Consider the following 26,643-nt stretch of genomic DNA (forward strand, 5'->3'; position numbering starts at 1 on the left):
TGTATTCGAGCGGGCGCTGGTGTCAGCCCCGCTTGAATTTTTTGGCCTTGATGGGCGGCGATATTGGTCTTAGAGGTATGTTTTTTTAGGGTTGTTAAAAGAGTCTTTATTAATGTTTTTATATTATGTTCCCTTTGTTGTTTCTTTTTGGTATTCGTCCATAGGACGGCCGGGGCGCCTTGCTTACTTTTTTTTGGCATGCCTGCTGATTGCAATGTGCGCGTTGCAAGCGCCAGGTGTTTCAGAGGATCATCTGAATTACGTCAATTACTTTTTAGGTGTTTCTGACGGCACGTTCGGCCTCTTTTTTATAGAACCAACCTTTTATATTCTATCCCAGTTTTCCCTCTTGTTGACTGGTGGGAGTACGTTCATGTTTTTGGTTTATGCCGTGCTGGGGGTGGCTATAAAATTTTACTTATCAAAGGAGGTAAGTAAATATTATTGGTTTAGTGCGTCCATTTATATATCGTACTTTTTTTTCCTACAAGACTTTACGCAAATTCGTATTGGCGTAGCGATGAGCTTTTTATTGCTTTCCACCTTCCGTTTTTATGAAGGTAAGCGCCTGAGTGCATTGCTACTTTTTGTAGGTGCTGTGTTTTTTCATTACTCAACAGTTTTTTTCTTACCGTTTTATTTGTTGTTCTATTTTAATAGCTTTCGTGTCACTTTGGCTTTGTATGTGTTGTGCTGTTTCCTCCTGCTTTTATTCATGCTGGACATCAGTCTGACTCAAGGTCTGCTGAGTATGGCGTCGAGCATGTCAATTGAACGACTGAGTTTTTACATTGAAAACGCATTGGCAGGGGAGGGCGGCGGGATCAACGTGGTTCGTGTGCTTTTTCACTTTATCCTGCTCACCCCGCCAGTGTTATTGTTTGATCGTATCAAAAGGCAATCAAGTTTTCTTTCCTACGCGGTAATGGTTCATTTGTGTGGGTTGATTATTTTACTGTCGCTTCATGACTTGCAAGTCTTCGCTTACAGATTGTCTGATATATTTAATGGATTTATGATTTTTTCCCTACTTTCATATATCGTTATTTTTGGTGGTTTCGTCGGCGGGGCACTGGTACTCAGCGTGGCACTGTTTCAAATTGTCTATGTACTGCTTATCCTCGGATTCGTGAATCCTTATACTTCTGTCTTGGGTGTTTTATGATCGTTCCTGTAATTATGGCCGGTGGTTTCGGTTCCAGACTGTGGCCAATTTCCCGCCAGCAACATCCTAAGCAGTTCCTACCGCTTATCGGTGATCTTTCCATGCTGCAGGTCACTATCCAGCGCTTGACCGGACTTGTAACCGCGGAACCCCAACTGATCTGTAATGAACAGCACCGGTTTCTGGCAGCGGAGCAATTGCGTCAAATTGGCCTGGAAAATGCCAATATTTTGCTGGAGCCACAAGGACGCAGCACCGCTCCTGCCATTGCTCTTGCAGCGCTAAGAGCCACCCAGGACGGTGAAGACCCGGTACTTTTGGTGCTGGCGGCCGATCATCACATACAAGACGTTTCAGCGTTCCACGAGAGTATTTTGACAGCGCTGCCTTTCGCTGAATCAGGAAAACTTGTGGTTTTCGGTATTGATCCAACTGCGCCTGAGACGGGTTATGGCTATATCGAGCGCGGCGAATCCCTCGGCGGTGGTGGCTATAAAGTGAAGCAGTTTGTCGAGAAGCCTAGTTTCACCGTTGCTGAGAGCTATCTTGCACAAGGTTGTTTTTCGTGGAACAGTGGAATATTCCTTTTTCGGGCAAGTACGTTCCTCGAAGAGTTGCGGCTTTTCCAGCCTGATATTTTTTCCATCTGTCAGGAGGCCCTTAATAAGGGCGCACAAGATCTGCACTTTACCCGTGTAGACCCCAAAATATTTGCGTCGTGTCCTGATATGTCTGTCGACTACGCCGTGATGGAAAAAACCGAAAATTCCGTTGTAGTCCCCATGGGGGCTGGCTGGAGCGACATAGGATCCTGGTCGGCGCTTTGGGAGGTCGGAGCAAAGGATGGATCGGGCAATATTTTGAAGGGCGATGTATTGACCCATGACACGCGTGATACTTACCTGCATGCCGAAAGTCGTCTGGTGACCGCGGTCGGTGTGGACAATCTTATCATCGTCGAAACAAAGGACTCGGTGCTCGTTGCGCACAAAGACCGTGTGCAAGATGTAAAAGTTATCGTAGAAGAACTGAAAGCACAGAGTCGGCCTGAGTTTGTTTTCCATCGCGAGGTCTACCGGCCTTGGGGTAGCTACGACTCGATTGATCAAGGCATTCGTTATCAAGTCAAGAGGATTACCGTAAGGCCGGGAGCCAAACTGTCGGTGCAAATGCATCATCACCGTGCAGAGCACTGGATTGTAGTCAGTGGAACCGCGAGAGTGACAAATGGTAAAGAGACCTATTTGGTGACGGAGAACCAGTCCACTTACATACCTATTGGTCAAGTTCACGCATTGGAAAATCCGGGTAAAGTGCCGTTGGAGTTGATTGAAGTTCAATCAGGTTCATATCTAGGTGAAGACGATATCGTACGTTTTGAAGATCTATACGGTCGAAGTTAATTAAGGTATATAACTTGAAAGTCATTATCGCAAGTTGCGTTTTTCCGCCTGAACCGGTTGTCAGCGCAAAAACCAGCATGGACGTTGCTCAATATTTTCACGAGTTGGGACACGATGTCATCGTCGCTTGCCCTACGCCCAGCCGCAATGTGTCGAAGGCGGACGCTGACGAGAAAGTCGCGTCTATGTCGCTTCCATTTGTGGTTAAGAGGCTGTTTGCAATATCTTCCGGAAAGTCAGGCTTCCTTTCTCGATTTATCGAGAATATTTCCTATGGTGTTTCGGTTTTATTCTTTTTATTGAAGCAACGAAACGTTGATGTCGTTTACGCTAATGTTTGGCCCGTTTTTTCATTGGGGCTACTTATGTTGGCGTGCAAAATTAAAGGTATCAAGGTCGTCGCAAGCGTTCAGGATCTTTATCCTGAGTCGCTGGCTGCTCAAAAACGCTTGAGCAGTACAGGTTTTATTTATCAGGTGTTGTTTTTTCTAGATTCATTTGTAACTAAGCGATGTGATCATATTATAGTTATTTCTGATGGGTTCAAGACGTCCTATGTAAAAGGGCGTGGAATATGTGAGGATAAAATCACAGTCATCCACAATTGGGTGAAGAGTACTCAAGTGACCGTTATGGACAAGGCGCATGCTCGAACTCAACTGGCTGCGCAGACTTCGATAGTGTTGGCCCATGATGATCTTGTTTGTGTCTATGGTGGCAACATGGGCGTTGCTTCCGGGCTCGATGAGTTTATGAGCTATATTGATAGGATCGATAGTAGGTTCATCTTCCTACTGGCAGGCGATGGTTCTCTCGTTCCTGGCTTGCGTGAGATGGTCGGGCAAAAGGAGCTGGAGTCACGAGTCAAGTTTTTGGTGCCATGGCCTTCCGAGTTGACGTCAATCGCCTTCGGATCAGCTGATTTGCTGCTGCTTCCCATCGCCGAGGGGCAGGAGTTTGCCTCGGTTCCCTCCAAGCTGATAACCTACCTGCTTTCTGCGCGCCCTATCATGCTGTTGACCAATAGCCGCAGTGAGTCGGCAATCGAACTTCAAAAATCGGGCGCCGGTTTTTGCGTTGAGGAACGTAGTGGCGACGCTATTTCTTCGTGCCTAGATCTTTTTTTGCGGCTATCTCCCGAGGGTCGTTTGGCCATGGGTAAGTCCGGCCGTGCTTATGCTGAAAACTTTTACTCTTCGGATGTGGCGTTAGCAAAAATTGGTACGATTTTTGAGGAGTTGATATGAATATCTTTCGCGCCAGCAGTGTCGATTCTGATTCAGTTCGCTACTTAGTGAACCTACATATTAATGCGTTCCCGGGTTTTTTTTTAACGTCCCTTGGCCCCGAGTTTCTAAGCTTACTCTACAGTAACTATCTTTCATCCTCGGCGTGCATCTGCTTGGTCGCTCGGGACTCTGAGGATTTGAACACTCATGCAATGGGCGTTGCCGTCGCGATCGCAAATCCTTCAACTTTTTACAATGGGTTATTGAGGACGCAAGGGTTTAAATTTTTTTTTCGCGCCATCCCCAGTTTGCTTAAGCGTCCGGGCGTCGTTTTGAAAAAATTGGCTTCAGCTCTGTTTTATAAAGGCGATGCGAGTGAAGAGGTTGACACTAGTAATGCTGTATTGTTAAGCACTATTTCCGTGTCCCCTGATGCTCAAGGCCTTGGTGTGGGTCGTAAGTTGCTGGAAGGGATCGAGCAATTTGCGAACCAATCCAAATTTGATTTTATTTATTTGACAACTGATCGTGACGGCAATGACGCTGTCAACGCGTTTTATCTCAAGAACGGCTATGTTTTGGATGCGGTACTGTCCAAAAGTGGAAACAGATTTATGAATCGTTATATCAAAAAGCTCGGAGTGTAATATGGCTAGCCTAGATTTTTTGCCTTTCGCTCTTCCTGAAATCGGGGAGGAAGAAATCAATGAGGTGGTTGATGCGATTCGTTCGGGTTGGGTAACCACGGGTCCCAAGGCACGCCAGTTCGAGCAAGACTTCTCTCAATTCCTCGGCGGTGAGCTGGAAAGTATCGCTGTCAACTCCGCAACAGCTGGGCTTCATCTTGCTTTGGAAGCTATCGGCATCGGTCCTGGCGACGAAGTCATTTTGCCAACCTACACGTTTACCGCCACAGCAGAAGTGGTTCGGTACTTGGGTGGCACCCCAATTTTTGTGGACGTGCTGGAAGATACCTACAATATCGACCCTGCTGCCATCGTAAATGCGATTACGCCACGTACGAAGGCCATCATGCCCGTGCATTTTGCCGGCCTGAGCTGCGATATGGATGCGATCCTGTCAATCGCAAAAGAGTACGGCCTACGAGTCGTCGAAGACGCTGCTCATGCGTTGCCGACAACCTGGCGCGGGCAGAAAATTGGCGCGTTGAATTCCGATTTCACGGTTTTCAGTTTTTATGCCAATAAAACCATGACAACCGGCGAAGGTGGCATGGTTGTTACTCGTGATGTCGATCTTGCGAAGCGCTGCAAAATCATGCGTCTGCATGGTATTAGTAAAGATGCTTTCGACCGCTATGTCTCAAAGACCCCGGCGTGGTCCTACGAGATTGTGGCCCCAGGATTTAAATACAATATGAGTGATATTGCGGCTGCGATGGGCATTCATCAACTACGCCGGCTACCTGACTTTCAGGTAAAGCGTGAGGTGATGGCGCAGGTGTATAACGCCGCACTGAAGGACCTCCCGCTGGTTTTGCCGCAGAATCCACCAGAAAGTGATCTCCACGCCCGGCACCTTTATCCTATTCGTTTGCTTCCTGAGGCGGGTGTTAGCAGGGATGTCTTTATAGAGAAAATGGCTGCTGCCGGTATCGGTTGCTCGGTCCATTTCATCCCGTTGCACTTGCATCCCTACTGGCGTGAAAGCTGCAATGTCAACGCCGAGATGTTCCCGGTTGCCCAAAAACTCTTTGAGCAAGAAGTTACGATACCGCTGTACACGAAGATGACTGAGGCAGATCTCTTGCGTGTAATCGAGACGATAAAGGCGGTGTTGGGCAATGCTTAAAAGATTATTTGATATCTTTGCGGCATTTTTTGGCTTGCTGGTGCTTAGCCCGTTTTTTTTGTTGGTTTTTGTATGGATCAAATTGGATTCGCCGGGCCCCGCGTTTTTCAGGCAGGTGCGGGTCGGGCGCTTTGGAATTCCTTTTCGCATTCATAAATTTCGCACCATGAGTACTAACTCCGAGGTGGGGGGGCGACTGACCATCGGTAAAGACGCACGCGTAACCCGCTCGGGTAATTTTCTTAGGCGTTTCAAAATTGACGAGCTTCCTCAACTGATTGATGTCTTGCTTGGCAATATGAGCTTAGTGGGGCCTCGCCCGGAAGTGCGAGAGTTCATCGATTGCTATGATCCTGCTGTTCGGGAAAAGGTCTTGTCGGTTCGTCCTGGTATTACCGACCGCGCCTCCATCGAAATGGTTGATGAGAATGAGATTCTGGCTAAGTACCCAGATCCTCGAAAGGCTTACATTGAGGTAATTTTGCCGATTAAGCAGGCCTATTATTTGCAGTATGTTGACCACCATGGCTTGTTGGTAGATATCCGAATCATTTTCGCCACGGTTCTTAAAATCGTGGCACGTTGACGGAAAAAATCGAGCCAGCTTCCTCACACTGTATAAGTGCTGGTTCGAGCTTTCCTAGGCCTAGCGCCGGCCTTTCTATGTGGCTATTTGACTAGGCTTGGTGTTCAGTGGTCTTCAGTTCTTTATGATTCAAAAATTTGGGAGGAGGCGGGTATTTCATGGACACTATTCGTGCATATTTATTGAGCTTGTCGCGCAGGCAAAAGCGGGTTTTGCAGGTGTTCACGGACGTGATTCTGGTTTGGGCTGCGTTGTGGCTCGCCTTTGTAGTTCGCTTGGGTATCGACGATATGATAAACCCGGTGGAGATGCATTTATGGTTGTTCATTTGTGCTCCCGTCGTTGCCATACCATTGTTTGTACGTTTTGGCATGTACCGGGCTGTGATGAGGTATTTTGGCAATGATGCACTCATTGCGATCATCAAGGCGGTCAGCCTGTCGTCGCTGATTATTGGCGTGCTAGTTTACTGGTACAGTAACCACCAGCAAGTCGTCCCCCGTTCGATCATCTTCAATTATTGGTGGCTCAGCCTGATCATGGTGGGGGGCTTGCGGTTGGCCATGCGTCAGTATTTTCTGGGCGATTGGTTCGCTGCCTCACAACATGTGCCTTTCACGAGTCGTGAAGATGGCTTACCTCGGGTCGCTATCTATGGTGCGGGTGCTGCAGGCAATCAACTGGTCGCTGCTTTGCGTATGGGCCGAGTGATGCGGCCTGTAGCCTTCATCGACGATGATGCGAGCATCTCTGATCGCGTGATTTCCGGTTTGCAGGTGTATAAGCCCAAGCACATCCAGCGCATGATCGATGCAACTGGTGCTCAAGAAATTTTGCTGGCTATCCCGTCTTCCAATCGTGGACGTCGCCGAGAAATTCTTGGGTTTCTCGAAGGCTTTCCGCTGCACGTGCGCAGCGTCCCCGGTTTCATGGATTTGGCCAGCGGCCGTGTCAAAGTCGATGATATCCAAGAGGTTGACATTGCCGACCTGCTGGGACGCGATACCGTTCCTGCCAATGGAGAGTTACTCGAACATTGCATTAAGGGGCAGAGTGTCCTTGTTACCGGCGCAGGCGGGTCCATCGGCTCCGAACTTTGCCGCCAGATCTTGTCGCTACGTCCCAAGACGCTTTTGTTGTTCGAACATAGTGAGTTCAACCTCTATAGCATTCTCTCTGAATTGGAGTTGCGCGTTACCAGGGAATCATTTCCAGTCAAAATTCTACCGATCCTCGGCTCTGTTCGTGACGAGAGAAAATTGCTTGATGTGATGCAAACCTGGCATGTTGACACCGTCTACCATGCGGCGGCGTACAAGCATGTGCCGATGGTCGAGCACAATATTGCCGAAGGTGTATTAAACAACGTCATTGGTACTCTTAATACCGCACAAGCTGCGTTGCAGGCTGGAGTGGCGAATTTTGTGCTTATCTCCACTGATAAAGCCGTTCGGCCAACTAATGTCATGGGCAGCACCAAGCGCTTGGCAGAGTTGACGTTGCAAGCGCTCAGTCGGGAACTTGCTCCTGTGCTTTTCAACGATAAGTCCAATATTTCGCGTGTCAATAAAACGCGATTTACTATGGTTCGTTTCGGGAATGTCCTCGGATCGTCGGGTTCCGTAATTCCGCTTTTCCACAAACAGATCAAGTCTGGTGGACCACTGACTGTTACGCATCCCAAGATTACTCGCTACTTCATGACCATTCCCGAAGCCGCTCAGCTGGTTATTCAGGCAGGTTCAATGGGGCTTGGCGGCGATGTTTTCGTATTGGACATGGGCGAGCCGGTGAAAATCGTGGAGTTGGCGGAAAAGATGATTCATCTGTCAGGTCTTAGCGTGCGTTCTGACAAGAATCCTCACGGCGACATTGCCATCGAGTTTTCCGGCCTACGCCCAGGTGAAAAGCTTTACGAAGAGTTGCTAATCGGTGACAACGTGGTTGCCACACTACATCCGATGATCATGAGCGCCAATGAAGATCATCTGCCATGGGACGTACTCAAAGCGAATTTGACTGAGTTGATTTCTGCTGTGGCTCAGGATGATTACACGCGAGTTCGCCAACTGCTGCGCGAAACCGTCAGTGGTTACTCCCCAGACGGCGAAATCGTCGACTGGATCTACCAACAGCGGCGTCTCGAACCATGATCTTACACGTTGTAACGTAGCCACTTTTGACTCTTCCAAAACATCGGCTAAGTTGAAATAGCAGTTTATGAAAAGCTGCTTTTCCTTTACCGATGTCATGGAGCGATATTTATGCGTGTAGCAAATTTCTTAAAATTGGTTTTTGCCGTTATGGCTAGTATTTCCCTCGCAGCCAACGCTGCACCTTCAAGCAAAATTGAAGCATCGACATCCGTCATTGCCCAGACGATCAAGGTCGAGCAAGCCAGCAAGGTCAATCTCAACTCCGCCGACGCGGAAACGTTGCGGCGTGACCTGTTTGGTATTGGCGCCGCCAAAGCTAAGGCAATCATCGCTTACCGCGAAAGTAATGGGGCGTTTAAGGCGGTTGATGAACTACTAGAAGTGAAGGGTATTGGCAAGGCCCTTCTGGAAAAGAACCGCGATAGACTTGAACTCAACTGATCATTTAAATGTAAACACAGAGGCCGGTCACTGATCGGTCTTTTTGTTGTCTGCGATTTGTGTTTTGAGGCTTTCGCGCACCACCTCTAAAACACACTCTGCCAACTCGGCACTTTCAAGGCTCCTGGCCAGAACTGATGCCCCCACTAGCGTTGACATGATCACTAGGCTCTGTTCTTCAGCCTTTGGGCTTTTCAGCGCAGCTTCCACCTGTTTCAACCGAGTCTCAAGCAATTCATCCGTAGTCGCACTGTGCTGCCCCCGCTGGCCCATTTTCGAAGACACGGTCGGCAGTGGACACCTATCTTCTGGCGATGTCTGATGCCACTGTGAAAGATAGCTGTCAATACGCTTCCAGCGGGCGCTCCTGGCTGAATAAAACTGCTCACAATGCGCATTCAGCTCCGAGGCAGCGGCCCGGAGGGCCTTTTCCACCAGTTCATCCTTGGATTTGAAGTGTGCGTAAAAACCTTCGTGGGTCGGGTTCAACGCTTTCATCAGTAGCTGTAAACCGGTTGCACCGATGCCATCGCGGCGAAAGCGTGCAGAGGCTTCTTTGATGATGCGCTGATGAGTGTGAGCTTTATGGTCGTATAAATAACGCATAGGGCTGCCTCTGGAACGTGATGAACTTATTTACACATCCACACGAAGCTGGTGGCGTTGGAATGAAGCGTGATTATTGAGCAGCAATTGTTCAACAATTATGGGGTGACTGTGACGTTCAGTTTGTCGTTAGCTCACCATATTGCCTAGGCGCTGCGTGCCGACATCATAGGCCGGCGGCTTCTGCCGGGTATGGCATTGGTCGAGGTGGAGTTGGTTAGGGCGTACAACGCTACACGCAATACGATCCGCGAGGCGCTGCATCATTTGGCGAGGAGGACTTGGCGCGGTTTGAGCAACAAGAGCGTGATGGTCCTCACCTGGGACGCGTTGAAGTACGTTACCTGTTTGTGGTCCGTCGCACCTTTGAGTTGCAGTCAATCGCCCAGTGCCTTGCATTGACCGATGATCACGATGCCACCAGCCTGACGTGTAGTGGCCACCCACAGTTTGCTGCGGCACATACAGATCGTGCGGCTGATGCGCAGCTTGTTGTTCGACGAATTTTTCGCAGGCCCTGGCCCAGGTGATCGCCTGGCTTTTTTTGCCGCGATTGATTTGTTGTGTGCGTTATCGACCTACCCGGGTGATGATTTGTCGCTGCCGAGGTGTTGGGGGGCGACGCACGGGATCCGCTAACGGTGTTGAGACCTACAGGTTGGAGGAGGAATTGCTTGACGGCTGGAGCTAGCAGGAGCGTGCCGCCTTTAAAGGGCTGCACGGCTTGTATACGACCAAGTCGCCAGGGAATAACCCTCAGCGATCCTGTGCGTCTTTGGCGTCTGCCTGAGCGTTTCGCTCGGCCACGCGTTTGCGTTGCTCATCGGTGAGTTCAACCTTGTTGCTGCTGTCACGCAGCATCATCAGGCCACCAACGATCGAGCCGATCGCGAGCACCAAAATCAACCATGCATACCACGGCATAACGCTCTCCTTGAATTGAGCAGATTACCGCGGGAGAATTTTCCCACGGTAGTAAATACTTCGAGTGACGGGCTATCTGAGTAGTTCAGTGTAGGCCCGTCCTGCCCTCAAGAGATCAGAGCCCGGTCAACATCGCGTCTGCCGGTGCGTTCGTGCGGTCCTGCGCCGTCAGTTGGAAGTAGATGAAACCCACCACCATGAAGCCCAGAAAGATCAGCCCGATCAGCGCGTTGAACCAGGCCATCGCCACCAGGCACACCGCTGCCAGCACCAAAGCGATACTCGGCACGATCGGATAGCCTGGTGCGCGGAAGGTGCGTTCCAGCTGCGGCTCGGTCTTACGCAATTTGAACAGGCTGAGCATGCTCATGATGTACATGACGATGGCACCGAACACAGCCATAGTGATCATCGCTGCGGTCAGGGTCATGCCGCCGAGGTTGATCATGCCGTCGCTGTAGATGGCTGCGATACCGACGATACCGCCGGCGATGATTGCCCGGTGTGGGGTCTGAAAACGCGACAGCTTGGCGAGGTAAGAGGGCAGGTAACCGGCCCGGGCCAGGGCAAAGAACTGCCGCGAATAGCCAAGGATGATGCCGTGGAAACTGGCCACCAGGCCGAACAGGCCTATCCATACCAGCATGTGCAACCAGCCGGAACTGTCACCGACTACGGTTTTCATGGCTTGTGGCAATGGATCATTGATGTTCGACAGGGCGCGCCAGTCGCCAACGCCTCCGGCGAAGAACATCACGCCCATTGCCAGCAGCACCAGGGTCAGGATGCCGCTGATATAGGCTTTTGGAATGGTGCGCTTGGGGTCTTTGGCTTCTTCAGCGGCCATGGCCGCACCTTCGATGGCGAGGAAGAACCAGATGGCGAAGGGGATCGCCGCAAACATACCGGCGATCGCCGGCGCACCAAAGTTGTCGGACCCCGCCCAGCCATTGAGTGCGAACTTGCTGAGGCTGAATGCCGGAGCGACCACGCCCATGAACACCAGCAATTCGGCCACCGCCAGTACGCATACCACGAGTTCGAAGGTTGCGGCGAGTTTGACCCCTAGAATATTCAGGCCCATGAATACAATGTAAGCGGCGACGGCTGCGTGTTTCGGGTCGAGTGCCGGGAACTGGACATTCAGATACGCGCCGATGGCCAAGGCGATGGCGGGTGGTGCAAAAACGAATTCAACCAAGGTGGCGAGGCCGGCGATCAAGCCGCCTTTTTCGCCAAAGGCGCGGCGGCTGTAGGCAAAGGGGCCGCCAGCGTGGGGAATTGCGGTGGTCAGTTCGGTAAAACTGAAGATAAAGCAGGTGTACATCGCAGCGACCATCAACGAGGTCACCAAAAAGCCCATTGTCCCGGCGACGCCCCAGCCGTAACTCCAACCAAAATACTCACCGGAAATCACCAGCCCGACCGCGATGCCCCACAGATGCAAGGTTCCCAAGGTGGGTTTGAGTCGTGTGTTCATCGTATTGCTCTCACTGAACGGTTTGGAATTATTAAGGGCGTAGCAGTGAGCATGCCAACGTGAACACACTGGTCGTAAGGCCGTGCAATTGTCGTGGAGGGAATGGTTGAGCGAGCGGGTGCATCCATCGGCGCACCGAATAAGTGCGGGGGCCACCCGGCTGGCGCGATGACGGGCATCAAGGGACGATTCAAACGAATACAACTTACCCGGCCGGTGGTTTAGTCGCGTCCTGCCTCAAAAAATTGAACGAAATATATATTGTAATGACTCAGATACACGCTCGATAAACCCTGAAGCCAATTTGCCTCGCTATATGCGCTGCCGGTGCATCGAAGAAAAGGCTCTCCACGGAAGAGGAAAACGTGAGTACATCGAATTTAGTCACCCTGTTTGTAATGACCGAAAAAGGGCTTGCGTTCGTCGAACAGGTGATTCCTTTATATAAAGATCTTATCGCTGAAGTAGTCATTGGCCAGGACGTTGCCGTCCTGAACGATTATTCAAACGAGATCGCCGCCGTTTGCGATTCGGAAAAAGTACGATTTCGCTTCCGCGTGGATTTTTCCAGGATCGACACTGAGTACGCGATGGCCATTTCCTGGCGTTGGTTGATCGATCATCCTGCTGATAAGTTGATCGTTTTTCATGATTCTCTGCTGCCCAAGTATCGGGGTTTTGCGCCATTGGTCAACGCGTTGATCAACCAAGAAAGTATGATCGGCGTGACCGCCATTTTTGGCGCTGCTGAATATGATCGAGGCGATATCATTCAGCAGTCATCTGTGCAGATCAGATATCCCATCACGATTGCCAAGGCGATATCAGTGGTTAACGACTGCTATGTGCAGTTGGGCAAGGCGATCATGCACACTTTTACCCAGGGCGAACCCTTGAGCGGCCAGGCCCAAGCGCATGACCAGGCCAGCTATAGCCTCTGGCGCGACGATGAGGATTATCAGATTGACTGGAACCTGCCAGCCAGCAAGATACGCCGCATTATCGATGCCGTCGGTGAGCCTTATAAGGGCGCTTACTGTCTGTTGGACAAGGTGCCCGCGCGTATACTCGCAGCCCAAGAGATGAAGGACGTTCAGATAGAGAATCGCACCGCGGGAAAGGTGATCTTCATGGAGTGCGGCATGCCAGTCGTTGTATGCGGCGAGGGTCTTTTGAAAGTGACCGCTTGTGTGGCCGATGATGATCTCCAAAGCTTGTTGCCGCTTTCAAAGTTCCGCTTGAGGTTCAGTTAGTCGAACCTGACCCTCAAGGCTCGCGCACTGTCGTGTGCGAGAGTGTGAGCCTATGACCGTTCAGTCGATGTGGCTGACGGTCGCTCCCCCCGTAAACCCCGCATAAACCCACTCTTTACGCCGTCTTTACGCCCCACCCATACCGTCGCTCTCGTTCCTTTACGCCACTCCTGCGGACAATCCTCCTACACGCGGCAGTCGCCGCACGACGGAGAAACTTCCATGAGCGTTCTGGACGGGGTGTCACTGCTGTTGGCTGTGGCGCTGTTCATTTATCTGCTGGTTGCGCTGTTACGCGCGGATCGGAACTAGGAGCAGGCTATGCACAGTTATGACTATTGGCTGATCATCGCCTTCTTTGCCTTGGTGCTGATTCCGGCACCGGCCCTGGGGCGGTTCTACTACAAGGTAATGGAAGGGCAGCGAACCTGGCTCACGCCGGTGTTCGGCCCGGTCGAGCGCGTTTGCTATCGCCTTTCGGGTGTCGATGCCGACCAGGAACAGAGCTGGCAGAAATACGCGCTGGCGTTGCTTGCCTTCAACTTCGCGGGTTTCTTGCTGCTGTTCGCGTTTTTGCTGTTCCAGCAATATCTGCCGCTGAACCCGCAGAAATTGCCGGGTCTGGAATGGACCCTGGCGTTTAACACCGCGATCAGTTTCATGACCAACACCAACTGGCAGAACTACAGTGGTGAAGCGTCCCTGAGCTACCTCAGCCAGATGGCCGGCCTCACCGTGCAGAACTTCGTCAGTGCGGCCACCGGTCTCGCGGTACTGGTCGCGTTGTGCCGTGGGATCGGTCGCAAATCCACCAAGACTTTGGGTAACTTCTGGGTCGACATGACCCGCGCTACGCTCTACGGCCTGCTGCCGATGTGCCTGGTGTTTGCATTGTTCCTGGTGTGGCAGGGCGTGCCACAAACCTTCGCGCACTATGTGAGCGCGGTAACCATGCAGGGTGTTGACCAGGTGATCCCACTGGGCCCGGCCGCCAGCCAGATTGCGATCAAGCAATTGGGCACCAACGGCGGTGGCTTCTTCGGTGTCAACTCGGCGCATCCATTTGAAGACCCGACAGCCTGGGCCAACCTGTTTGAATTGGGCGCGATCATCCTGATTCCGGTTGCGCTGGTGTTCACCTTTGGCCACTACGTGAAAGACCTGCGTCAGAGCCGCGCGATCCTCGGTTGCATGCTGGCCTTGTTCATCATCGGCGGCGCTACCGCGATGTGGGCCGAGTACCAGCCCAACCCGGCGCTGAACAACCCGGCGGTTGAACAGGCCGCGCCGCAGGAAGGTAAGGAAGCGCGCTTCGGCACCACCGGTACCGTGTTGTGGTCGGTGGCTACGACCGCCGCGTCCAACGGTTCGGTCAACGGCATGCAAGACAGCCTCAACCCTCTGAGTGGGATGATCTCGCTGGTCAACATGATGGTCGGCGAAGTGATCTTCGGCGGCGTCGGTGCCGGCATGTACGGCATGTTGCTTAACGTGTTGATCGCGGTATTCCTCGCCGGCTTGATGATTGGCCGCACGCCGGAATACCTCGGTAAGAAACTCCAGGCCAAGGAAGTGCAATTGCTGGTCGTGACCTTGCTGGTGATGCCGGTCGGCACCCTGGTGCTGGGCGCCATCGCCGCCAGCCTGCCTGGCCCGGCCGGTGCCATCAGTAACCCTGGCCCCCACGGTTTCAGCCAGTTGCTGTACGCCTACACCTCGGCCAGTGCGAACAACGGTTCGGCGTTCGGCGGTTTCAGCGCCAACACCACGTTCCACAACCTGATGATGAGCCTGTCGATGTTGCTTGGCCGCTTCGGCTACATCCTCCCGGTACTGGCCCTGGCCGGCAGCCTGGCGATGAAGAAGACCGCGCCGATTGGCCAGAACAGCTTCCCGACCCACGGCCCGCTGTTTGTGACCCTGTTGACCGTGACCATTTTGCTGGTGGGCGGCCTGACCTTCCTGCCGACGCTGGCACTGGGCCCAATTGCTGAACATTTGAGCATGGCTGCTTTTTAAATGAAGAGCCTAGGGGATATGAAAATGAACTTGCCTGCAAAAAACGCGGCTCCCGTCAAAACCCAGGAGCCGGCCAAAACCGCAATGTCGGCCCTGTGGCGCCCGGCGCTGGTCCAGGCCTTCGTCAAGCTCGACCCGCGCCAGCTGCAACGTTCGCCGGTGATGCTGGTGGTCGAACTGACCGCGATCCTCACCACCGTCCTGTGCTTCGTGCCGGATGTTGCCGTACCGACCTACGTCGCCGTGCAAATCGCCGTGTGGCTGTGGTTCACCGTGCTGTTCGCCAACTTCGCCGAAGCCTTGGCTGAAGGTCGCGGCAAGGCCCGCGCCGACAGCCTCAAGGCTGGCAGCGAGGGCCTCAGCGCCCGTCGCAAGGAAACCGACGGCAGCTTCAAAGTCGTACCGGCCACCAGCCTGCGCAAAGGTGATGTGGTGCGTGTGGTCGCCGGGGAAATGATCCCGGGTGACGGCGAAGTTATCGAAGGGATTGCCGCGGTCAACGAAGCGGCGATCACCGGCGAATCGGCTCCGGTTATCCGCGAGTCCGGTGGCGATCGCTCGGCCGTCACCGGCAACACCCGCCTGGTTTCGGACTGGTTGATGATCCGCATCACCGCCAACCCGGGCGAGTCGACCCTGGACCGCATGATCGCCCTGGTGGAAGGCGCCAAACGCCAGAAAACCCCCAACGAAGTCGCGCTGGATATCCTGCTGATCGGCCTGACGCTGATCTTCCTGCTGGTGGTGGTGACCCTGCAGCCGTTCGCCCACTTCGCCAATGGCAACCTGCCGCTGGTGTTCCTGGTGGCGCTGTTGGTCACGCTGATTCCGACCACCATCGGCGGCCTGTTGTCGGCCATCGGTATTGCCGGTATGGACCGCCTGGTGCGCCTCAACGTGATTGCCAAGTCCGGCCGCGCAGTGGAAGCGGCGGGGGACGTGCACGTGCTGTTGCTGGACAAGACTGGCACCATCACCTTCGGTAACCGTCGCTGCACCAACGTGATCGCTGCGCCCGGTGTCAGCGGCAAGGAGCTGGCCGAAGGCGCACTGCTGGCGTCCCTGGCGGACGACACGGCCGAAGGTAAATCCATCGTCGAGTACCTGCGTGGCCAGCACCCGCAAGCCGAGCCATCGACCGATGAGTTGACCTCCGTACCGTTCAGCGCGGAAACCCGCCTGTCCGGCGTCGACTACCAGGGCCGTGTGTTCCGCAAAGGTGCCGTGGATTCGCTGCTGGCCTTTATCGGCCTGCAACGCCGCGACCTGCAACCAGCGCTGTCCCGGGAAATCGACAAGATCGCCCAGAGCGGCGGCACGCCGTTGCTGGTGTGTGCCGACGGCAAATTGCTTGGCGCGATTCACCTCAAGGACGTGGTCAAGCCCGGCATTCGCGAACGTTTCGCCGAGTTGCGCAAGCTGGGGATCCGCACCGTGATGGTGACCGGTGACAACCCGCTGACCGCCGCCGCGATTGCCGCTGAAGCCGGTGTGGATGACGTACTCGCCGAAGCGACTCCAGAGAAAAAGCTGGCGCGCATTCGTCACGAACAGAACGACGGTCGCCTGGTTGCGATGTGCGGCGACGGCGCCAACGACGCCCCGGCGCTGGCCCAGGCGGACGTCGGCATGGCGATGAACGACGGCACCCAGGCCGCCCGTGAAGCGGCCAACATGGTCGACCTCGACAGCGACCCGACCAAGCTGCTGGACGTGGTGCAGATCGGCAAGGAATTGCTGGTGACCCGTGGCGCACTGACGACGTTCTCTATCGCCAACGACGTGGCCAAGTACTTCGCGATCCTGCCGGCGCTGTTCGCTTCGATCTACCCGCAACTGGGCGTGCTCAACGTGATGCACCTGCAAAGCCCGCAGAGCGCGATCCTCTCGGCCATCGTGTTCAACGCCTTGATCATTGTGGTGCTGATCCCGCTGGCGCTGCGCGGTGTGCGCGTACAGGCGGCGAGTGCGGCGGCATTGCTGCGTCGCAACCTGCTGATCTACGGCCTGGGCGGGATTCTGGTGCCGTTCGTGGGCATCAAGGCGATCGACATGCTGTTGACCGCGCTGCACCTGGTTTGACCCGATGCCTGCAGGCGCCGGCAAACCGGTGCCTGCAGGTTGCAATAACCGAATCGAGGAATTTGAAATGTCCAACATAATCCGCCCGGCCCTGAGCCTGCTGGTGTTGATGACCCTGATCACCGGCGTGGCCTATCCCTTGGTTGTTACTGGCGTGGCGCAAGTCGCGTTCCCAGATCAAGCCAACGGCAGCCTGGTACACGATGCCAGCGGCAAGGTTCGCGGTTCGAGCCTGATCGCCCAGGATTTCACCGGTGACGGCTGGTTCCACCCACGGCCATCTGCCGGTGCGTTTGCTACGGTTTCCAGCAGCGCCAGCAACCTCAGCCCAAGCAACCCGGCCTTGGCTACCCGCGTATTCGACGACGCCAACAAGCTGCTGGTATCCGGTCAGGGGCCGGTGCCGATAGCAATGCTGACTACCTCCGGCAGCGGTCTTGATCCACACTTGCCACCACAAGCAATTGCCTATCAACTGGCCCGGGTAGCAGCCGCGCGTAATCTGCCGGTGGCGACCCTGGAGCGTTTGATGGACGAGCACATCGAAAGCCCGTTGGTGGGCCCGCCGGTGGTGAACGTGCTGGCGTTGAACATGGCCCTGGAAAAACTGTAAGCCGTGGCGCCGCTTTCGCGAGCAAGCCCGCTCCCACATTCGACTGAGTTTCATGTTTGGAATGCGGTCAAATGTGGGAGCGGGCTTGCTCGCGAAGGCGGACTCAAGAAACCTACATCAACACCTGAAGGAAGACTGCCCGCATGAGCGACTCCGGCCGCGCCGATGCCCTGTTAGCCGATCTACCCCGGGACGGTCGTGGCCGGCTCAAAGTCTTCCTTGGCGCCGCGCCCGGCGTGGGCAAGACCTACGCCATGCTCCAGGCCGCTCACACCCAGCTGCGCCAGGGCGTGCGGCTGATCGCCGGCGTGGTGGAAACCCACGGCCGCGCCGAGACCGAAGCCTTGCTCAGCGGCCTGCCACAACAGCCGCTGCTGCGCTCCGAATACCGCGGCGTGATGCTGGAGGAAATGGACCTCGACGGCCTGCTCGCCGCCAAGCCCAAACTGGTGCTGGTGGACGAACTGGCCCACAGCAACGCCCCCGGCAGCCGCCACGAAAAACGCTGGCAAGACATCCAGGAATTGCTCTCTGCCGGCATCAACGTATTCACCACAGTCAACGTTCAGCATCTGGAAAGCCTCAACGACCAGGTGCGCGGCATCACCGGCGTGCAAGTGCGCGAGACCTTGCCTGACTGGGTCTTGCAGGAAGCCGATGAGCTGCTGCTGATCGACCTTCCATCCCGCGAATTGCTGGAGCGTCTGCGTGACGGCAAGGTCTACGTGCCGGAACAGGCCCGCGCCGCCATCGATGCGTTCTTCACCCAGACCAACCTCATGGCCTTGCGCGAGCTGGCGATGCAAACCGCTGCGGCCCACGTCGACGATGACCTGGCCCAGGGTTATCGCCAGTTGGGCCAGGCGGCACCGGCTGTGCGTGGCCGGTTGCTGGTGGGTGTGGACGGCGATGCCCAGGCCGAACGCCTGGTGCGTCATGCCAGCCGTGTGGCCCAGCGTCGGCATTTGCCGTGGAGCCTGGTGCATGTGGATAACGGCCGGGTGCGTGATGAACAATCGCGCCTGCGCCTGCAAAACGCCCAGCAACTGGCCGAGCGTCTTGGCGGCGAAGTGGTGCTGCTGCGGGCGGGGGAGGTGGCGAAGACGCTGATCCAGCACGCCGCCGAGCGTCGTGCCAGCTTGATCCTGGTGGGGCAATCCCGGCCGCGTTGGCATCGCACCGTGTTTGGGGGTGGCTTGGCCTCACGCCTGCTGCGCAATGCCCGGGGCCTGGAAATCAACGTCCTCGACAGCGACGAAGTTCCGGCTCCTCCGCGCCTGCCGGATGTGCGTGGGCTGGTGTGGTTTGACTATGCCCTGGCCGTGGTCGCGACGGTCATCGCCGCCGCCGTGGCGTGGGGCGTATCGAGCGTTCTGCCGTTGCCCAATATCTCGCTGGTGTTCCTCGCAGCGGTATTGCTGGTGGCGGTGCGCAGTAGCCTGGGCCCGGCGCTGGCCACGGCGGCACTCTCGTTTTTGACCTACGACTTCCTGTTTATCCCGCCGAATTTCTCCTTCGCCATTCAGCGTGAAGAGGACGTGTTGACGCTGTTGTTCTTCCTGCTGATGGCTGCGCTCACCGGCAACCTGGCCGCGCGCCAGCGTCGGCAGTTGCAGGCGTTACGCGATACCCAGGAAGAAACCACCGAGTTGCTCGACCTGTCCCGCAAGCTCACCGCTGCCACCGATCGCCAGGCGGTGATCAGTGCCGCCGCGCATCACCTGGAAGGCTGGAGCGACCTGCAATTGTGCCTGCTCAACCGCGATGGCCAGGGCGACTGGAAGGTCGAGACCGGTGGTCCGATCACCTTTACCGAAGCCGAGCGCGCCGCCGCCGATTGGGCCTGGCAGCACGATCAGCCGGCAGGCATGGGCACCGGTACCTTGCCGTTCGGGCGCTGGTGGTGGTGGCCGTTGTCGAGCGAAGAGGGCCCGTTGGGCCTGCTCGGTGTCAGCCCGAAAGCCGGCCTTGAACTGAGCGGCCAACGCCGTCGCCTGCTCACCGCCTTGAGTCAGCCATTGGCCCAAGCCTTGGCCCGTGCGCAGCTCGGCCAGGAACTGGAAGCGGCACGCCTGCATGGTGAGACCGAGCAATTGCGCAGCGCCTTGCTGGCCTCCGTGTCTCACGATTTGCGCACACCGCTGACGTCCATGCGTGGCAGCATCGACAGCCTGCTGGCCCTCGGCGAAGCGATTCCCCTGGAAGATCGCCGGGAGCTGCTGGAAGGCACCCGCGATGAGGCCGAGCGCCTGGATCGCTACATCCAGAACCTGCTGGACATGACTCGCCTGGGCCACGGCGCGCTGAAGCTGGCGCGGGACTGGGTCTCACCCGGCGATATCGTCGGCAGTTCCCTTGGCCGTTTGCGCGCAGTGCTGGCGCCGCTGCAAGTGACCACCGACGTGCCGCCCGAGCTGCCGTTGTTGTACGTGCACGCGGCCTTGATCGAGCAGGCGCTGGTCAACGTACTGGAAAACGCCGCACGCTTCTCACCGCCACAAGGCCGCCTGCAACTCAGTGCTGGTGTGCAGGATAATCAATTGTTCTTTGCGGTCGCCGATGAAGGCCCGGGCATTCCCGAGGAGGAGCGGGCAAAGATTTTCGACATGTTCTACACCGCCGCCAGAGGTGATCGTGGCGGGCAGGGCACCGGGCTCGGCCTGGCGATCTGCCAGGGCATGGTCGGTGCGCACGGCGGGCATATCAGCGTGGCCGAGGGCATCGAAGGTCGCGGTACCTGCATCACTTTATTCCTGCCATTGCAGACCCAGCCTGGCCTGGAAAGCGAACTGTAGGACCGAGGGGGCGCCTAGCGCTTGCTCGCGAAGATCGTTAACGATGATGATGGTGTTCTGAGTTAACGCGGAGCCCTTGCGTTTTTCGCGAGCAAGCTCGCTCCTACAATGAAATGTTTCTTCACGGATTTTGATTGGACACCATGAGCCAGACTGCGACGATTTTGGTCATTGACGACGAACCGCAGATCCGCAAGTTCTTGCGTATCAGCCTGGCCTCCCAGGGCTACAAAGTGATCGAGGCCGGCACCGGCAACGAAGGCCTGGCCCAGGCCGCCTTGAGTAAACCGGACCTGCTGGTGCTCGACCTCGGCCTGCCGGACATGGACGGCCAGCAAGTGCTGCGCGAGTTTCGTGAATGGTCCACGGTGCCGGTGCTGGTGCTGTCGGTACGGGCGAGCGAAGTGCAAAAGGTCGAGGCGCTGGATAACGGCGCCAACGACTACGTGACCAAGCCGTTTGGCATCCAGGAGTTTCTTGCGCGGGTGCGGGCGTTGCTGCGCCAGGCGCCGGCGGGGGAGGCCCAGGAAGCGGCATTGCGGTTTGGCCCGCTGACGGTAGACCTGGCTTATCGGCGGGTGCTGCTGGACGGTGTCGAAGTGGCGCTGACCCGCAAGGAATATGCAGTACTGGCGCAACTGGCGCGGCATCCCGGGCGGGTGATCACCCAGCAGCAACTGCTCAAGGATATCTGGGGCCCGACCCATACCGAAGACAGCCATTACCTACGGATTGTGGTGGGGCATCTGCGCCAGAAACTGGCGGATGATCCGACTCAGCCACGGTTTATCGTGACTGAGGCCGGGGTGGGCTATCGGTTGTTGAACACTGAAGCGTAAGGGTGGTGCTTAACCTGTGGCGAGGGAGCAAGCTCCCTCGCCACAAACGCTCGGTTCATAAATACTTCAGTGTTGCTCACTCTCATACCGATCCAGCGTATCGCTGGCGATCTCCCGTCCCAGCGCGATCAACTCCGGCGCTTTGTAAAACTCGAAAAACCGGCACACCCGCTTCGGCACGTTGATCAAAATATCCGGCGGATACCCTGCGATCTTGTACTGCGCCAGGGACGTCTGCATCACCTCGAAGCTCTGGTTGATCAGGTCCAGCAGCGACGCCGGCCCCACGTTATCGATGATGAACGAGCCGGTCGCCGACTTTGGCGCCCCGGCCTTTTCCGGTGCTGCCGCCGGTTGTTGCGCCTCGGGTTCGGCAGAGTCCAGCCACGGGTTGATATCGGCGGCCTGGGCCAGCAGCGCTTCCTGTTCCAGCATCAACAATTGCTCGGCCTGCTTGCGTCGAAACGGCAAGTGCGAACCCAGTGAGCGCACCAGATTATCGAAGCGGCTCCTGAACGCCGGCGGACGCTGGATCACCGGAAGCGTGTAGTGCTTCTGGTTGGTGGAGTTGAGGTTGACCGCGATGATCAGGTCGCAATGGCTCGACACCACTGGCACGATCGGCAGCGGGTTGAGCAGACCGCCGTCCACCAGCATGCGGTTGCCCTGCATCACCGGTGTGAACAGGCTGGGAATCGCCGCCGAAGCGCGCATGGCCTGGTGCAGGCAGCCTTCCTGGAACCAGATTTCCTGCTGATTGGTCAGGTCGGTGGCCACGGCGGTGTAGGGGATGCGCAGGTCTTCGATATTGATCTCGCCGACGATCTTGCGGATCTGCCCAAAGACCTTCTCGCCACGGATCGCCCCGAGGCGAAAGCTCACGTCGACCAGGCGCAGTACGTCGAGGTAGTCGAGGCTTTCGATCCAGTTTCGATACTCTTCCAGCTTGCCCGCGGCATAGATCCCACCCACCACCGCACCCATGGAGCAGCCGGCAATGCAGGCGATGTCGTAGCCGCGTTTTTCGATTTCCTCGATCACGCCGATATGGGCGTAGCCCCGGGCGCCACCGGAGCCCAGCACCAATGCAACACGTTTGTTCATGACCTGATCCTTCGCAAAACAGGTGCCCACAATGCACCCATCGAGGGGCGCGCTTCAATCATCACTGTCACAACCGATTATTTTCGCGAGCGGGCGATCATGCTCGGGTATGCTCTGGCAATCGGAGCTGCGGATTCAGGCAGTCGGATAAGGCACTTTTCTGTGTAGGCAACGTCTACAGCTGTGACTGTTTTTTCTTTTCTTGAGGTGTCATTTGATGAAAGCCTGGATGTGTGTGCCTGTGATCGTGTTGGCCCTGGCCGGTTGTGCCGGGAAAACCGCTTATCGCGACAGCTGCGGCACGCAACTGGACGCGGCGTGGCACGAGCTGGACCTGGCCAAGGCCGAAGGTTTTGCCGGCACCGTGAGTTACTCCAAGGCTCTGTCGTTGTTGACTGGCGCCAAGACCCAGCAGCAGTTCGAAGCCTTCGAAGGCTGCTCGACCAAGGCCGAGAAAGCCCGCTTCTACATTCGTGAGTCCCGTGCAGGGCGCTAACCCCGCATAGCAACTGTCGAGTGCAACGAGGCTGCATCAGCGGCCTCAAGCTCACAGAAGACTAATCATTGAGGAGGGAAGGATGTCAGCCTTGGTCGATCAGCTAGTCGCTCAGGTCATTGGCCTGGAAGTAGGGTTACTGAACTGCCAGGCGCGCCTCGCCGCCGTCACGGACGACGAGGCACTGCATGATCTGCGCACCACCGTGCGGCGCTTGCGCAGCCTGTTGCGACCATTGCGTGGGTTGCCCGGTGTCGAGCAACTCGAGGCGGCCGCCAGTGCCGTCGGCCAACTGACCACGCCGTTTCGTGACCGTGAAGTGTTGGCGGCCTACCTCCACCAGCACGGCCATCACGACGCGGCTGAGCGGCGTATGCGGCAGCAGCCGGCCACCTACCGCTCGGTTGCACAAGCGCCGGAGCTGGCGCAACTGCTGCTGATCCTCGATGCATTCCCCCGTTTTATCCGCGCCTCCCAACGGCAGAAGTTGCTCAAGGGCCTGAGCACGCGCATTGAAAAACGCCTGGCCAAGCAATGGAAAAACCTCGGCGAGGCGCTGCGCGATCCCAACCATGACCGCCATCGCCTGCGCCTGTTGATCAAGCGCGTGCGTTATGCCGCCGAGGCTTATCCCGAGCTCAACAAGCTGCCGCCTAAAGCCGTGTCCCGTCTCAAGGCAGCCCAAGGCGCCCTTGGCGATTGGCACGACTGCTGGCAATGGCTGGCGCAAGCCGGGCACGAGCCTGACTTGCAGCCGTGCGTGACCGGCTGGCACCGCACCATGGCCGAGGCCGAAGGGCAGGCGGACCGGGTGCTGGACAAGTTGAGCGCCGACTGCTTCGCGTGATTGAGCGGCCTTTCTGTCCGGACTTTTGGCTGGAATAGGTGCTGTGCGGCGCAGGCCGGGTGGTTAAGATCCCTCAATCCTTTCTTCAAGTTGAGATCGCCATGCGCTTTAGTGATTTGCTCGACGCTGCCCGCAGCCACCCGCTGGACGTCTCGGTCCCGGCCGAATGGGCCCAGGGCCGTGCCACCTTTGGCGGGCTGATCGTGGCGTTGGCGTACGAAGCCCTGCGTGCGCAGGTCCCGGCGGATCGCCCGTTGCGTTCGCTGGCGATTACCTTTGTCGGCCCGGTGGCGCCGGATGTGTCTGCCCGCTACGAAGTCGAAGTGCTGCGCGAAGGCAAGGCCGTCAGCCAGTTGCTGGGCCGTGTGGTGCAGAACGGCGAAACGATGACCCTGGTGCAGGCCAGCTTCGGCGCGTCGCGGCCATCGCAGATCGACGTCGCCGCTGAACCGGCGCCCACTTTCAAACACTGGGACGAATGCCAGGAGTTGCCCTACATAAAAGGCGTAACGCCGGAATTCATGCGGCACCTGGCGATGCGCTGGAGCGTGGGCGGCCTGCCGTTCACCGGCAATAAATCCCGTGAGATGGGCGGCTGGGTGCGCTTGCGTGGCGACGTGAAAGAAGAGCCCCTGACCGAAGCGCATATCCTCGCGCTGGTCGATGCATGGCCACCTTCGGTGTTACCGCACCTGACCCAACCAGCGCCGGGCAGCACCCTGACCTGGACCATCGAATTCGTCCAGCCGTTGCAAGCTCTCAGCACCCTGGACTGGTGCCAGTACCGGGTCCACATCGAGCATGCCCGCGACGGCTACGGCCATGCGGCTGCGCAGCTGTGGAGCCCTGACGGCCAGTTGATTGCTATCAGTCGCCAGTCGGTGGTGGTGTTCGCCTGAGCCCTCAGACCAACAGGTGTTGATCGTTGGAGGCATCGCTGGCGCGTGCTTCCAGGCTGCGACCGTGATGCTGCAGCGCCAGTGCGGCCAGAATGCCGACAACACCGATGGCCAGGCTCGCCAGGTTCTCGCTGAATACCCCGGAGACCATCAACAGAAAGCCGATCACCAACAGTGGCAGCGCAAGCAGCTGCAGCACTTGATTGGTTGCATGCTGATGATTCTGCGGGTGGGTGCGCCATTGCCAGGCGGGGAGATTCGGATGACGTTTGCCCATGATCGTGATTCCTCTGTCCGTTGAAACATCTTGAACAGAGTGTAGGACGGGCAGGGTGGGGCGGCGAATCAAGGATGGCTATGGAGGCCATAGCCATTCCTTCGGGTTTACAGCTTCAATTGTCCGATGGCCTTGCTCAGTTCCCCGGCCAGGGTCGCCAGCTCATTGCTGGTGGTCGCCGAGTCCACGGTTTGTTGCACGGTGTTCTCGGTGACGTCACGGATGCTCACCACCGCCCGATTCATTTCCTCGGCCACGTGGCTTTGCTGTTCGGCCGCCACGGCAATCTGCGTATTGCTCTCGCGCATCTGCGCCACGGCTCCGGTGATTTCAGCGAGGGCGATCCCGGCCTCTTGCGCCTGTTGCACGCAGTCGTCGGCCTTGAACGAGCTTTCCTGCATAAAATCCACCGCGTCCCGGGTGCCGGCTTGCAGGGCGGACACCATACGGGTGATTTCATCAGTGGAGCTCTGCACCCGCTTGGCCAGGTTGCGCACTTCGTCGGCGACCACGGCAAACCCCCGACCCATTTCGCCCGCACGCGCCGCTTCGATGGCGGCGTTGAGGGCCAGCAGGTTGGTCTGTTCGGCGATGCTGTGAATCACCCCGACCACACTGTTGATTTTCTGGCTGTCCTCGGCCAGCTTCTGGATCATTTCGGCGGTCTGCTGCACGCCGGTAGACAGCCCGGCAATCGAGCGTTGCACCCGGCTGACCACTTCCTGGCCGCTGCCGGCGAGGGTGTCGGCGGTCTGGGACAGGTCGCGGGTGGCACCGGCATGCTGGGCGATATGGTGGACGGTGGCGGTCATCTCGTTGATCGCGGTGGCGGCCTGGTCGGTTTCACTTTGCTGGCCGAGCATGCCGTGTTGTACCTCGTTCATGCTGCTGGCCAGGCGTGCGGCACCGTCGTCCAGTTGCTTGGCGGTGCGCGCGACGGTGTTGACCACGCGCTGATAACCCGCTTGCATCGCGTTAAAGGCAGTAGCCATCTGCCCGACCTCGTCTTTACACGCCAAGGGCACGCGGGCCGAGAGGTCGCCGGTTTTTTCGACGTGCAGCATTACGTCTTTCAAGGTGTTGAGCTGGCTGAGCAGAAAGCGGATCAACAGCTGTGAGGCGCCGAGCATGGCCAGCATCAGAATCATCACCGCCACGGCGTAGTTGGCGAACCGTTCTTCGAACACCTGGCTCAAGCTGGGTCCGTAGGCCAGCACGGCGACCTGCTGGCCGTCGGCACGAGCGATCACTTCGGCGCCCATCAGCGGGTTTTCGCCAAACAACGGCATGTGATTGAAGTCCACCCAGCCACTGGCGGTGGCCAGGGCTGACAGATCCTCGTCGACCAGTTGTGGGACTTTGCCCTTGGCATAGGTCAGCCAGTGCTCGCCCTTAGGCAGCGGTTGGCCGGCCGGCCAGGCACTGAGCAAGTGCGCCTGGGCTTGCGCCGAAGCCTGGGAGGCCTGGCTGCGGGCCTGTTGTTCGAGCTGCACGGCATACAACACCAACAGCAACGTGGTGATGAAGGCGACCGCGTTTACGGCCCAGAATTTGTATTTAAGCGAGATGTTGCTAAGCCAGGCACCCATGGAAGGTTTTCTCTGATAGCGGAAACAG

At 56.7% G+C, this 26,643-nt stretch carries 22 protein-coding genes and 3 pseudogenes; 19 read left to right on the top strand and 6 right to left on the bottom strand.

Annotation, left to right across the window (positions count from 1 at the left end):
• The first annotated feature begins 112 nt into the window (after positions 1 to 112).
• The 8 genes from ACA046_RS09135 to ACA046_RS09170 all read left to right on the top strand — a co-directional run bounded on the left by ACA046_RS09135 (position 113) and on the right by ACA046_RS09170 (position 8,792).
• On the top strand, positions 113 to 1,165 hold the full coding sequence (locus ACA046_RS09135; protein ID WP_497676312.1) for an EpsG family protein: 1,053 nt from the start codon (positions 113 to 115) through the stop codon (positions 1,163 to 1,165).
• Positions 1,162 to 2,568 carry a mannose-1-phosphate guanylyltransferase/mannose-6-phosphate isomerase gene (locus tag ACA046_RS09140; RefSeq protein ID WP_497676313.1) on the top strand — a complete coding sequence of 469 codons (1,407 nt, stop codon included), beginning with the start codon at positions 1,162 to 1,164 and terminating at the stop codon, positions 2,566 to 2,568. Before ACA046_RS09135 ends, ACA046_RS09140 begins: the two co-directional genes overlap by 4 nt.
• 14 nt (positions 2,569 to 2,582) lie before the next feature.
• Complete coding sequence (locus ACA046_RS09145; RefSeq protein WP_497676314.1) at positions 2,583 to 3,815, top strand: glycosyltransferase family 4 protein; 1,233 nt, start codon at positions 2,583 to 2,585, stop codon at positions 3,813 to 3,815.
• Entirely contained in the window at positions 3,812 to 4,444 is a 633-nt protein-coding gene (locus ACA046_RS09150; RefSeq protein WP_497676315.1) for a GNAT family N-acetyltransferase, read from the top strand. The genes ACA046_RS09145 and ACA046_RS09150 overlap by 4 nt, the downstream gene beginning before the upstream one ends.
• A 1-nt stretch (position 4,445) precedes the next feature.
• Positions 4,446 to 5,609, top strand: coding sequence for a DegT/DnrJ/EryC1/StrS family aminotransferase (locus ACA046_RS09155; RefSeq protein WP_497676316.1), 1,164 nt, complete (start codon positions 4,446 to 4,448; stop codon positions 5,607 to 5,609).
• Positions 5,602 to 6,195, top strand: coding sequence for a sugar transferase (locus tag ACA046_RS09160; RefSeq protein ID WP_497676317.1), 594 nt, complete (start codon positions 5,602 to 5,604; stop codon positions 6,193 to 6,195). The genes ACA046_RS09155 and ACA046_RS09160 overlap by 8 nt, the downstream gene beginning before the upstream one ends.
• Positions 6,196 to 6,353: 158 nt before the next feature.
• Positions 6,354 to 8,348 carry a polysaccharide biosynthesis protein gene (locus ACA046_RS09165; protein WP_497676318.1) on the top strand — a complete coding sequence of 665 codons (1,995 nt, stop codon included), beginning with the start codon at positions 6,354 to 6,356 and terminating at the stop codon, positions 8,346 to 8,348.
• A 111-nt stretch (positions 8,349 to 8,459) separates the two neighbouring features.
• Positions 8,460 to 8,792, top strand: coding sequence for a ComEA family DNA-binding protein (locus ACA046_RS09170; protein WP_497676319.1), 333 nt, complete (start codon positions 8,460 to 8,462; stop codon positions 8,790 to 8,792).
• A 27-nt stretch (positions 8,793 to 8,819) separates the two neighbouring features.
• Here the strand turns inward: ACA046_RS09170 and ACA046_RS09175 are convergent.
• Positions 8,820 to 9,398, bottom strand: a pseudogene (locus ACA046_RS09175) (TetR/AcrR family transcriptional regulator).
• Positions 9,399 to 9,473: 75 nt separating this feature from the next.
• Here ACA046_RS09175 and ACA046_RS09180 point away from each other — a divergent pair.
• Positions 9,474 to 10,089 (top strand): annotated as a pseudogene (locus tag ACA046_RS09180) (GntR family transcriptional regulator).
• 65 nt (positions 10,090 to 10,154) lie between these two features.
• Here ACA046_RS09180 and ACA046_RS09185 read toward each other — a convergent pair.
• Together ACA046_RS09185 and eat are read right to left on the bottom strand one after the other, a co-directional pair.
• On the bottom strand, positions 10,155 to 10,322 hold the full coding sequence (locus ACA046_RS09185) for a DUF2897 family protein (protein WP_497676320.1): 168 nt from the start codon (positions 10,320 to 10,322) through the stop codon (positions 10,155 to 10,157).
• Positions 10,323 to 10,437: 115 nt separating this feature from the next.
• Positions 10,438 to 11,802, bottom strand: a complete 1,365-nt coding sequence (gene eat, locus ACA046_RS09190) for an ethanolamine permease (protein ID WP_497676321.1) — start codon at positions 11,800 to 11,802, stop codon at positions 10,438 to 10,440.
• A 365-nt stretch (positions 11,803 to 12,167) separates the two neighbouring features.
• Here eat and ACA046_RS09195 point away from each other — a divergent pair, with 365 nt between their 5' ends.
• The 7 genes from ACA046_RS09195 to ACA046_RS09225 all read left to right on the top strand — a co-directional run bounded on the left by ACA046_RS09195 (position 12,168) and on the right by ACA046_RS09225 (position 21,403).
• Positions 12,168 to 13,055 (top strand): formyltransferase family protein, encoded by an 888-nt coding sequence (locus tag ACA046_RS09195; protein WP_497676322.1) that lies wholly within the window; start codon positions 12,168 to 12,170, stop codon positions 13,053 to 13,055.
• 222 nt (positions 13,056 to 13,277) lie between these two features.
• Positions 13,278 to 13,367, top strand: coding sequence for a K(+)-transporting ATPase subunit F (kdpF, locus tag ACA046_RS09200; protein WP_003218754.1), 90 nt, complete (start codon positions 13,278 to 13,280; stop codon positions 13,365 to 13,367).
• 9 nt (positions 13,368 to 13,376) lie between these two features.
• The gene (kdpA, locus tag ACA046_RS09205) at positions 13,377 to 15,074 is read left to right on the top strand and encodes a potassium-transporting ATPase subunit KdpA (protein ID WP_459027197.1); all 1,698 of its coding nucleotides are present in this window, start codon (positions 13,377 to 13,379) and stop codon (positions 15,072 to 15,074) included.
• 24 nt (positions 15,075 to 15,098) lie between these two features.
• Positions 15,099 to 17,156, top strand: a complete 2,058-nt coding sequence (kdpB, locus tag ACA046_RS09210) for a potassium-transporting ATPase subunit KdpB (protein WP_459027199.1) — start codon at positions 15,099 to 15,101, stop codon at positions 17,154 to 17,156.
• A gap of 67 nt (positions 17,157 to 17,223) precedes the next feature.
• Positions 17,224 to 17,769, top strand: coding sequence for a potassium-transporting ATPase subunit KdpC (kdpC, locus tag ACA046_RS09215; protein ID WP_497676323.1), 546 nt, complete (start codon positions 17,224 to 17,226; stop codon positions 17,767 to 17,769).
• Positions 17,770 to 17,912: 143 nt separating this feature from the next.
• Positions 17,913 to 20,564: a DUF4118 domain-containing protein gene (locus ACA046_RS09220; RefSeq protein ID WP_497676324.1), complete on the top strand. Its 2,652-nt coding sequence runs from the start codon at positions 17,913 to 17,915 to the stop codon at positions 20,562 to 20,564.
• Between the two features lie 143 nt (positions 20,565 to 20,707).
• Positions 20,708 to 21,403, top strand: a complete 696-nt coding sequence (locus ACA046_RS09225; RefSeq protein WP_003218747.1) for a response regulator — start codon at positions 20,708 to 20,710, stop codon at positions 21,401 to 21,403.
• Between the two features lie 66 nt (positions 21,404 to 21,469).
• Here ACA046_RS09225 and ACA046_RS09230 read toward each other — a convergent pair whose 3' ends face one another.
• Positions 21,470 to 22,507, bottom strand: a complete 1,038-nt coding sequence (locus tag ACA046_RS09230; RefSeq protein ID WP_459027205.1) for a patatin-like phospholipase family protein — start codon at positions 22,505 to 22,507, stop codon at positions 21,470 to 21,472.
• Positions 22,508 to 22,724: 217 nt separating this feature from the next.
• Here ACA046_RS09230 and ACA046_RS09235 point away from each other — a divergent pair, with 217 nt between their 5' ends.
• The 3 genes from ACA046_RS09235 to ACA046_RS09245 all read left to right on the top strand — a co-directional run bounded on the left by ACA046_RS09235 (position 22,725) and on the right by ACA046_RS09245 (position 24,749).
• Entirely contained in the window at positions 22,725 to 23,003 is a 279-nt protein-coding gene (locus ACA046_RS09235) for a hypothetical protein (protein ID WP_003218744.1), read from the top strand.
• Between the two features lie 82 nt (positions 23,004 to 23,085).
• Positions 23,086 to 23,850, top strand: a complete 765-nt coding sequence (locus ACA046_RS09240) for a CHAD domain-containing protein (protein ID WP_497676325.1) — start codon at positions 23,086 to 23,088, stop codon at positions 23,848 to 23,850.
• A gap of 101 nt (positions 23,851 to 23,951) precedes the next feature.
• Positions 23,952 to 24,749, top strand: coding sequence for an acyl-CoA thioesterase (locus tag ACA046_RS09245; RefSeq protein WP_459027210.1), 798 nt, complete (start codon positions 23,952 to 23,954; stop codon positions 24,747 to 24,749).
• Positions 24,750 to 24,768: 19 nt separating this feature from the next.
• Here ACA046_RS09245 and ACA046_RS09250 read toward each other — a convergent pair.
• A pseudogene (locus ACA046_RS09250) lies at positions 24,769 to 25,026 on the bottom strand (terminase); the annotation flags it as partial.
• Positions 25,027 to 25,133: 107 nt separating this feature from the next.
• On the bottom strand, positions 25,134 to 26,615 hold the full coding sequence (locus tag ACA046_RS09255) for a methyl-accepting chemotaxis protein (protein ID WP_497676326.1): 1,482 nt from the start codon (positions 26,613 to 26,615) through the stop codon (positions 25,134 to 25,136).
• Positions 26,616 to 26,643: the final 28 nt, after the last annotated feature.

The organism is Pseudomonas sp. LBUM1641 (assembly GCF_059716235.1).